This window comes from Deltaproteobacteria bacterium (assembly GCA_003696105.1).
Classification (GTDB): Bacteria; Myxococcota_A; Polyangia; order Haliangiales; family J016; genus J016.
In genome coordinates this window covers 1-8,323 of record RFGE01000027.1, presented here as the reverse complement: position 1 = coordinate 8,323, position 8,323 = coordinate 1, and the positions used below count along the sequence as shown (strand labels likewise).

Here is an 8,323-nt window from a genome sequence, read left to right as displayed (position 1 = left end):
GTCAGCTCCGCCCGGCCGACCAGCAAGCTGCGTACCGCCTCGGGCGTTTGCAAGTTTGCGGAATCACGCGACGAGGCGTCGAACACGCCGGCTAGCCGAGTAGCCATCGGGGGCTTGTCGACTCGCCGGTAAGCGACGTTACGTCGCGCCCGCCCCGCCCCCGCGGCCCCGTGCGACCGAGGCCCGACAGGTCGCCGGCGGCGGCACGGCGCGCGACAGGTGGCGCGTGGGCCGGCCCACCGGCCGCGGCACGGCGCGCAACGGGTCGCGCGTGCGCCGGCGCGCCCGCGGCGGCATACTCGCGACATGGTGTGGTGGCTGTGGCTCGCGCTGTCCGCGGCGCCGCCGGGGTGCGGGCCGGCAGCCGAACGCGCGCGCCTGGTCGGGCACGCGGTCGTCGACGCGCCCGGCGGCGGCTACGTCATCGCTGACGTCGCGGGCGAGGGGCGCCCGATCGTCGGCGTGGTCGAGCGCCGCGACGGCGCGCTGTGGGTCGCCGGCCACGCGTTGACCGGTCCGCTCGCGCGCCCGCGCATCGCCGGCCCGGGCTACAAGGTGTGGGTGCTCGGCGCCGTCGAGGGCCGGCGGCTGCGCGCTCGCCGCATCGGCGTCCTCGCGCCGCCGCGGTGCGGTCACGCCGCGGGCGACGTCGGGCGTCGACCGCGGTCCCCGTAGCTGCCGGCGCCGCAGACGCCGGCAGCGGGGCGTTCCCCGGCGGCGTCGGGGTTGTGCCGACGCGGATCGCCAGCGGCCCGCCGCGGCGTGGCGACGTTTTCCGTGGACGGCGTCGGGCGCGTCCGGGGATACTCGAATTCAGGGGGGCTGCTGCCACAGGAGGAGGGGGATGCACGCAGACATCGACCAGCTCTCGCTGCCCGAACTCATCGATCGCCTCGACGACCTCGAGGGCCGGCGCACGCCGGTCGGCTGGCGGCCGGAGGACGCCGTACTTCGCGCGCGCATCGAGCGGCGCATCATGCAGCTCGTGTGCGCGCAGTTCGACGGCGCCGACCGCCGCCAGACGTTGCGCGTCCCGTGCGACCTGGACGTGAAGCTGCGCTCCAGGGATCGGTCGATCCGCACGCACGCGCGCGACCTGGGCGTCGGCGGCGTGTTCCTCGACGCGCCGCCCGACGACTTCGCGGTGGGCACCGCCGTCGAGATCGAGGTGCGCGGCGCCGGCACCGACGAGCACGGCCTGCGCGTGCGGGGCGCCGTCGCGTGGGTGTCGGCCGATCCCGACCGCCGCGGCGTCGGTGTGGCGTTCGCCAACGACGACAGCGAACGCCACGAGCGGCGCCTGCGGCGCTTCCTCATCGAGTTGCTGCGCCACCGCGTGGACGCGCCGTAGCCGGCGCACCTGCCGGCGCGGTCGCTACTTCGGCTTGGCCGCGCGGCGCGTGAGAAAGTTGATGAGGTCGATCTTGGTGAGGATCGCCTGCACCACCCGGTCCTCGTCCACGACGATCGCGACCTCGCCGCGGTCGAAAATGGCCGACAGCTCGCTCGCCGGGGTGTGCATCTGCACGGTCGCGACGTTGCGCACCATGACCTCGGCGATCGACGCGTCCGGCTTGGCCTTGCCGTCGACCAGCACCTGCAGCACGTCGGTCTCCGTGAGGATGCCCGCGAGCCGGCCGGCGTCGATGCACGGAAGCTGCGAGATGCCGTGGGTCTGAAACACCGTCACCGCCTCGGCCAGCTTCGCCTCGACGTCGATCGTGATCACCTCGCGCGGCGGCATCGACCGCACGATGTCGCCAATCGTGCCTACCTCCCAGTCAGCCTCCAGAAACCCGTGCTGGCGCATCCACGCGTCGTCGACGAACTTGGTCAAGTAGTTGCGCACCGAATCCGGCAGGATCGTCACCACCCGCTTGCCCTTGCCGAGGTCGCGGCCAACTTGCATCGCCGCCCATACCGCCGCACCGGACGACCCGCCGACCAGCAGGCCTTCTTGCCGAATGAGCTGGCGCGCGGTGCGGAACGAGTCGCGGTCGTTGCTCTTGATCCAGCGATCCACGAGCGACCGATCGAGCACGTCGGGGATGAAGTCGTAGCCGATCCCCTCGACCTTGTACGAAAAGATGGGCCCGTCGCCGGCGAGAATCGACCCCTCGGGATCGACGCCGACGACCAGGCACTCCGGCAGCGCCGCCTTGATCGCGCGCGCCACGCCGGTCAAGGTCCCGCCGGTTCCGGCGGTCATGACGATCGCGTCGAGCTGGCCGTCGCACTGCTCGAGGATCTCGCGACCGGTCCCCTCCTCGTGCGCCTTGGGGTTCGACTCGTTCGAGTACTGATCGAGGATGTGCGAGTTCGGGATCACCTCTTTGAGCCGCTTGGCGACGCCGATGTGACTGTCGGGCGAATCCCACGCCGCCTCGGTCGGCGTGCGGATGATCTCCGCGCCGAGCGCCTCGAGCACGACCTGTTTTTCGCGCGACATCTTCTCCGGCATGGTGATGACCATCCGGTAGCCGCGCACCGCGGCCGCCAGCGCCAGGCCGATGCCGGTGTTGCCGGACGTCGGCTCGATGAGCGTGTCGCCCGGCTTGATGCGGCCGGCGCGCTCGGCGTCGAGCAGCATCCGCACGCCGATGCGATCTTTGACCGAGCCCCCCGGGTTGAGGAACTCGCACTTGGCGAGCAGCTCGCACGGCAGGTCGCGGCCGATCCGCGAAAGCCGCACCATCGGCGTGTTGCCGACCGCGTCGATGATCGAATCGTGAATAGTGCTCATGCGCGCCGCGTATCCTATCCGCACCGGCCGGTGGGGTCCACCGCGCCCGGCGCCGGCTGGCGCCGGAGCGCCGCGCGTCAGTCGGCGCAGCCCTCCAGCACGGCCATCATCACCCAGAACGCGCGCGCCTTGTTCTCGCAGCTCGCCCGCGTCGTGTGGGTGTACTCGTACTCGCTGTGGCCCGGGGTGTCGATCGACCAGTCCGGGTGCTCGATCGGTACCTCGGTGCCGCCGACGTCGATCGTGTGGCGATCGCCGCCGCTCCACGCGTCGAGGTCGCCGAAGTCGTAGAGCACCTTGCCGCGGTCGGCGGCGAACGCCCGGATCTGCTCGTTGCGCTGGAACCGGTTGACCGCCATGTACTCGCCCTGCGCCGGCCCGGTCATGTAGATGAACGTGACATTCGGAAACTCGGCCTCGAGCGCGTCGATCGCGTCCAGGTAGCGCTGCACGTCCGCCTCGGACTGTTCGGAGATTTCGAACGACCAGGCCCACATCGAGTAGCGAATCGACGGGTTGGCCGACAAGATCGCCCGCACCTCGGCGAGGCCGGCGTCCGACGCCCAGTACTGCTCGGGCGTGACGAGGTTGCCGTCGCGCATGCCGTCCCACATCTTGAACACGCCCTCCTCGCTCGGAATCGACGTGTAGGACGCCGCGAAGGCATACTGCGGCGCCGCCTGCTCGATGCTCTCGGCGCCGACGATGATCTGGCTGCCGTGCGAGCGGTGCGCGTAGTGGAACACGAACTCGCCGGAGGTGAGGTGCGCGAGGCAGGCCGCCGGGATGGCGGACACATCCGTGTGGCGGTGGTCGAACACCCGCCCCGGCGGGAGGGCGGCCGCGTCGGGGCGGGATGGGTCGGCGTCCGGTTGGGAGAGGTCGGCGTCGGCGCGAGCGGGGTCGGCGTCGGCGCGACGCACATCGGCGTCGGCGGCACCGGCGCCCGCGCCGCCGCCGTCGCAGGCCGCGGCGGCAACGCACGCACACGCCACCAGGATTCGCGCGGTCGCAGTCACGGCCGCGCAGTGTCGCGCGCCCGCGGTGCCGGCGCAAGCGATGCGCGCGGCCGCCGGGTCGAACCGCGCGCGGCCGCGACCGGCCGCCCGTAGTAAGCTGGCGCCGATGAGCGGCGAGCACGCCCTTCGCCACCTGCTTTCCGAGCGCATCGCCATCCTCGACGGCGCGATGGGCACGGCGGTGCAGGCGTACGGCCTCGACGAGGCGGCCTTCCGCGGCGACGCGTTCGCGGACCACGACCGGCCGCTGTCCGGCTGCACGGACGTGCTGTCGATCACGCAGCCGCACGTCATCGAGGCGATCCATCGCGGCTACCTGGACGCCGGCGCCGACATCGTCACGACCAACTCGTTTACGGCCACGGCCGTGTCCCTGGCCGACTACGGCCTCGAAGCGCACGCCCGCGCGCTGAACCTGGCGGCCGCCCGCTGCGCCCGCCGCGCCGTCGCCGCCGCCGGCCACGGCTGGGTCGCCGGATCGATCGGCCCGACCAACAAGACCGCGTCGATGTCGCCCGACGTCAACGACCCGGCGTTCCGCGCGGTCACGTTCGACGAGTTGGTCGCCAGCTACCGAGAAGCCGCCGCCGCGCTCATCGACGGCGGCGTCGACCTGCTGCTGTGCGAGACCTCGTTCGACACCCTCAACATGAAGGCGGCGCTGTTCGCCATCCACTCGCTATTCGACGAGGGCGCTCGGCGGGTGCCGATCATCGCGTCCGTCACGATCACCGACCGCAGCGGCCGCACGCTGTCGGGGCAGACCGCCGAGGCGTTCTGGATCTCGGTCGCCCACGCCGACCTATTCGCCGTCGGCATCAACTGCGCGCTCGGCGCCGACGACATGCGGCCGTACGTCGAGGAACTCGCCACGGCCGCCGACGTGTTCGTGTCCTGCCACCCGAACGCGGGCCTGCCCAACGAGTTCGGCGGCTACGACCAGTCTCCCGACGAGGTCGCCCGCGCGATCGGCGAGTTCGCCGACGCGGGCTGGGTCAACATCGTCGGCGGCTGCTGCGGCACGACCGCGGACCACATCCGCGCGATCGCCGAGGCCGTGCGCGGCAAACCGCCGCGGCGGCCGCCCGAGCGGTCGCCGTACCTGCAGCTCGCCGGCCTCGAGCCGCTGACGGTCCGTCCCGAGTCGAACTTGATCTTGATCGGCGAGCGCACCAACGTCGCCGGCTCCGCGCGATTCCGCCGCCTGATCAAAGAGGAGCGCTACGACGAGGCGCTCGAGGTCGCCCGCCAGCAGGTCGCCGGCGGCGCCAACGTGCTCGACGTGTGCATGGACGAGGGCATGCTCGACGGCGTCGCCGCGATGACGCGGTTTCTCAACCTCATCGCGAGCGAGCCCGACATCGCGCGGCTGCCGATCATGATCGACAGCTCGAAGTGGGAGATCATCGAGGCCGGGCTCAAGTGCGTACAGGGCAAGGGGATCGTCAACTCGATCTCGCTCAAGGAGGGCGAAGACGAGTTCATCCGCTGCGCGCGGCTCGCGCGCCGCTACGGCGCGGCGGTCGTCGTCATGGGCTTCGACGAGACCGGCCAGGCGACGACGGTCGACCACAAGGTGCGCATCGCCGAGCGCGCCTACCGCATCCTGACCGAGCAGGTCGGCTTCCCACCGCAGGACATCATCTTCGACCCGAACGTGCTCACGGTCGCGACCGGCATGGACGAGCACAACGACTACGCGGTCGCGTTCATCGAGGCCACCCGAGAAATCAAGCGCCGCATGCCGCTGTGCCACGTGTCCGGCGGCATCAGCAACGTATCGTTCTCGTTCCGCGGCAACGACCGGGTGCGCGAGGCGATCCACGCGGCGTTCCTGTACCACGCGATCGCCGCCGGCCTGGACATGGCGATCGTCAACGCCGGCCAGCTCGAGGTGTACGAACAGATCCCGGCCGACCTGCGCGAGCGCGTCGAGGACGTGTTGCTCAACCGGCGGCCGGACGCGACCGAACGCCTGATCGAGATCGCCGAGCGCTACAAGGGCGGCGGCAAGCAGGCCGCGGCCGACGACGACGCGTGGCGGTCGCTGCCGCTGGCCGAACGGCTGCGCCACGCGCTGCTCAAGGGCATCGACGCCTACATCGACGAGGACATCGCCGAGGCGCTGCGCCACTACGAACGGCCGCTGGACATCATCGAAGGCCCGCTGATGGACGGCATGAACGTCGTCGGCGAGCTGTTCGGCGCCGGCAAGATGTTCCTGCCGCAGGTGGTCAAGAGCGCCCGCGTCATGAAGAAGGCGGTCGCGATCCTCGAACCGCTGATGGAGGCGGAAAAGGCCGCGGCGGGCGACACCTCCGCCAAGGGCAAGATCGTGCTCGCGACCGTCAAGGGCGACGTGCACGACATCGGCAAGAACATCGTCGGCGTCGTCTTGCGGTGCAACGGATACGAGGTCACGGACCTGGGCGTCATGGTGCCCGCGCGCGACATCCTCGACGCGGCCGACGAGCAAGGCGCCGATGCCGTCGGGCTCAGCGGCCTGATCACGCCGTCGCTCGACGAAATGGTGCACGTCGCCCGCGAGATGCAACGCCGCGCGATGACCGTCCCGCTGCTCATCGGCGGGGCGACGACGAGCAGCAAGCACACCGCGGTGAAGATCGCCCCCGAGTACAGCCACGTCACGGTGCACGTGCGCGATGCATCGCTCGCGGTCGGCGTGGTCGGCAGCCTGCTGTCCGACCGGCGCGACGCGTTCATCGCCGAGACGCGCGCCGCGCAGGAGCGCGCTCGCACCACCCACGCCGGAGCGACCCGCCGCCGCGCGATCGTGCCGCTCGCCGAGGCGCGCCGCCGCCGGCCGCCGATCGACTGGCGGCAGGAAGACATCGCACGCCCCGCGTGGACCGGCACGCGCGTGTGGCAACCGGAGTTGTCCGAGCTGGTCGGCTACATCGACTGGACGCCGTTCTTTCACGCGTGGGAGATCAAGGGCGTCTATCCGAAGGTGCTCGACGACCCCCGCGCGCGGGACCTGTTCGACGACGGCCGCGCGATGCTCGACCGGCTCGTCGCCGGCGGCGAACTGACGGCGCGCGGCGTCTCCGGCTTCTTCCCGGCTGCCGCCGATGGCGACGACATCGTCGTGTACGACGATGCGTCCCGCACCGCGGAGCGAGCGCGGCTGCACATGTTGCGACAGCAACAAGATCGGGGCGGCCCGCTGCGGTCGCTCGCCGACTTCGTCGCGCCGATCGACTCGGGACTGGAGGACTTCATCGGCGCGTTCGCCGTCACCGCGGGCATCGGACTCGACGCCATCGTCGCGCGCTACGAGCGCGAGCACGACGACTACGGCGCGATCATGGCCAAGGCACTGGCCGACCGGCTGGCCGAGGCGTTCGCGGAGTGGCTGCACCAGCGCGCTCGCGCCGACCTCGGTCACGGCGACGACTTGCCGCTCGAGGACCTGCTCGCCGAGCGCTATCGCGGCATCCGGCCTGCGTTCGGCTACCCGGCCTGCCCGGACCACAGCGAAAAGGCGACGCTGTGGCAGCTGCTCGACGCCGAGGCCGCGGCGGGCATCTCGCTCACGGACGGTTACGCCATGCTGCCCGCCGCGTCGGTGAGCGGGATCTACCTCGCGCATCCGCAGGCGCGCTACTTCGCCGTCGGCACGATCGGCCGCGATCAGCTCGCCGACTACGCCGCGCGCAAGCGGCTGCCGGTCGCCGAGGTCGAGCGATTCCTGCTGCCGAACCTCGGCTGACGCGCCGTCATGCCGGCGGCACGGTGATGGGCGACATGTCCTGCCACAGCGCGTCGAACGCGCGGACGTAGGGCTCGACGAGCTGCGAATCGTCGGTGATCAGGAAGTTCTCGCGGTTGTGCTTCGCGGCGCTGCGCGTCCAGTTGTAGCTGCCGGTGAGCACGATGCGCCGATCGAACAGCGCGAACTTGTGGTGCATGTGCGCCTCGCTGTCGTCGCAGCGCACCGGAACCCCGGCGCGAGCGATCCGGTAGACGTCAGAGCCCGGATCGCCCACCTTTTCGTCGTCGGTGATGATGCGTACGGCGACGCCGCGCGCGTGCGCATCGAGGATCGCGCGGGCCAGCCAGTCGTCGGTGATCGTGAACACGCAGATGTCGGCCGAGCCGCGGCAGCTCGCAAGCAGGCGAACGATGCGGCGCCGGCACTCGTCGCTCGGGCTGAAGTGGACCTCGCCGATGGTCGGATCGCGATCGTGGCGGGCCTGGACCAGCTTGACGACGTCCTCGGCCCAGTCGAGGACGGCGCGCGCGCCGGCGGCGCGCAGGTGCTCGCGCGCGAGCGCGAACACGCGGCTGCGGACGAACCCCCGCGCGTCGTCGTCCAGGTCGTAGTCGGCGAACACCTCGGCCAGCGCGCGCCGCTCGGTGCGCGACAGCCGGCGGTCGTCGAGGGTCTGGCGCAGGATGTCGTCCAGCTCGGTGCGGTCGATGGCGGCCATCGCGGGCGAAGATAGCGCGCTCGCCCGAATCCGCGGCGGGCCCGGCGCGGGCGACGAGGCGCGGCCGCCGCGCCGCGGCCCGCGCGGCCGGCGGGCCGCGGCCCGGG

Annotated in this window: 7 protein-coding genes; 4 read left to right on the top strand and 3 right to left on the bottom strand. The window is 71.6% G+C overall.

What is annotated here, in order from left to right:
* The first annotated feature begins 306 nt into the window (after positions 1–306).
* Together D6689_01905 and D6689_01900 are read left to right on the top strand one after the other, a co-directional pair.
* The gene (locus D6689_01905; protein RMH44672.1) at positions 307–675 is read left to right on the top strand and encodes a hypothetical protein; all 369 of its coding nucleotides are present in this window, start codon (positions 307–309) and stop codon (positions 673–675) included.
* Between the two features lie 169 nt (positions 676–844).
* The gene (locus tag D6689_01900) at positions 845–1,351 is read left to right on the top strand and encodes a PilZ domain-containing protein (GenBank protein ID RMH44671.1); all 507 of its coding nucleotides are present in this window, start codon (positions 845–847) and stop codon (positions 1,349–1,351) included.
* Positions 1,352–1,375: 24 nt separating this feature from the next.
* On the opposite strand, the gene D6689_01895 is transcribed toward D6689_01900, so the two are convergent.
* A complete protein-coding gene (locus D6689_01895; GenBank protein RMH44670.1) occupies positions 1,376–2,743 on the bottom strand; it encodes a cystathionine beta-synthase in 1,368 nt (455 codons plus the stop codon).
* Positions 2,744–2,820: 77 nt separating this feature from the next.
* On the bottom strand, positions 2,821–3,540 hold the full coding sequence (locus D6689_01890) for a hypothetical protein (GenBank protein ID RMH44669.1): 720 nt from the start codon (positions 3,538–3,540) through the stop codon (positions 2,821–2,823).
* A 6-nt stretch (positions 3,541–3,546) separates the two neighbouring features.
* Between D6689_01890 and D6689_01885 the strand changes: the two genes are divergently transcribed.
* The gene (locus D6689_01885) at positions 3,547–3,855 is read left to right on the top strand and encodes a hypothetical protein (GenBank protein ID RMH44668.1); all 309 of its coding nucleotides are present in this window, start codon (positions 3,547–3,549) and stop codon (positions 3,853–3,855) included.
* Between the two features lie 13 nt (positions 3,856–3,868).
* Positions 3,869–7,495, top strand: coding sequence for a methionine synthase (locus D6689_01880; protein ID RMH44673.1), 3,627 nt, complete (start codon positions 3,869–3,871; stop codon positions 7,493–7,495).
* Between the two features lie 7 nt (positions 7,496–7,502).
* Here the strand turns inward: D6689_01880 and D6689_01875 are convergent, their stop codons facing one another.
* Positions 7,503–8,216, bottom strand: a complete 714-nt coding sequence (locus tag D6689_01875) for an endonuclease (protein RMH44667.1) — start codon at positions 8,214–8,216, stop codon at positions 7,503–7,505.
* Positions 8,217–8,323 lie beyond the last annotated feature (107 nt).

Excerpts from the sequence above, each read along its gene's own strand:
- D6689_01905 (RMH44672.1), top strand. The coding sequence starts at position 307 with ATGGTGTGGTGGCTGTGGCTCGCGCTGTCCGCGGCGCCGCCGGGGTGC.
- D6689_01900 (RMH44671.1), top strand. The coding sequence starts at position 845 with ATGCACGCAGACATCGACCAGCTCTCGCTGCCCGAACTCATCGATCGC.
- D6689_01895 (RMH44670.1), bottom strand. The coding sequence starts at position 2,743 with ATGAGCACTATTCACGATTCGATCATCGACGCGGTCGGCAACACGCCG.
- D6689_01880 (RMH44673.1), top strand. The coding sequence starts at position 3,869 with ATGAGCGGCGAGCACGCCCTTCGCCACCTGCTTTCCGAGCGCATCGCC.
- D6689_01875 (RMH44667.1), bottom strand. The coding sequence starts at position 8,216 with ATGGCCGCCATCGACCGCACCGAGCTGGACGACATCCTGCGCCAGACC.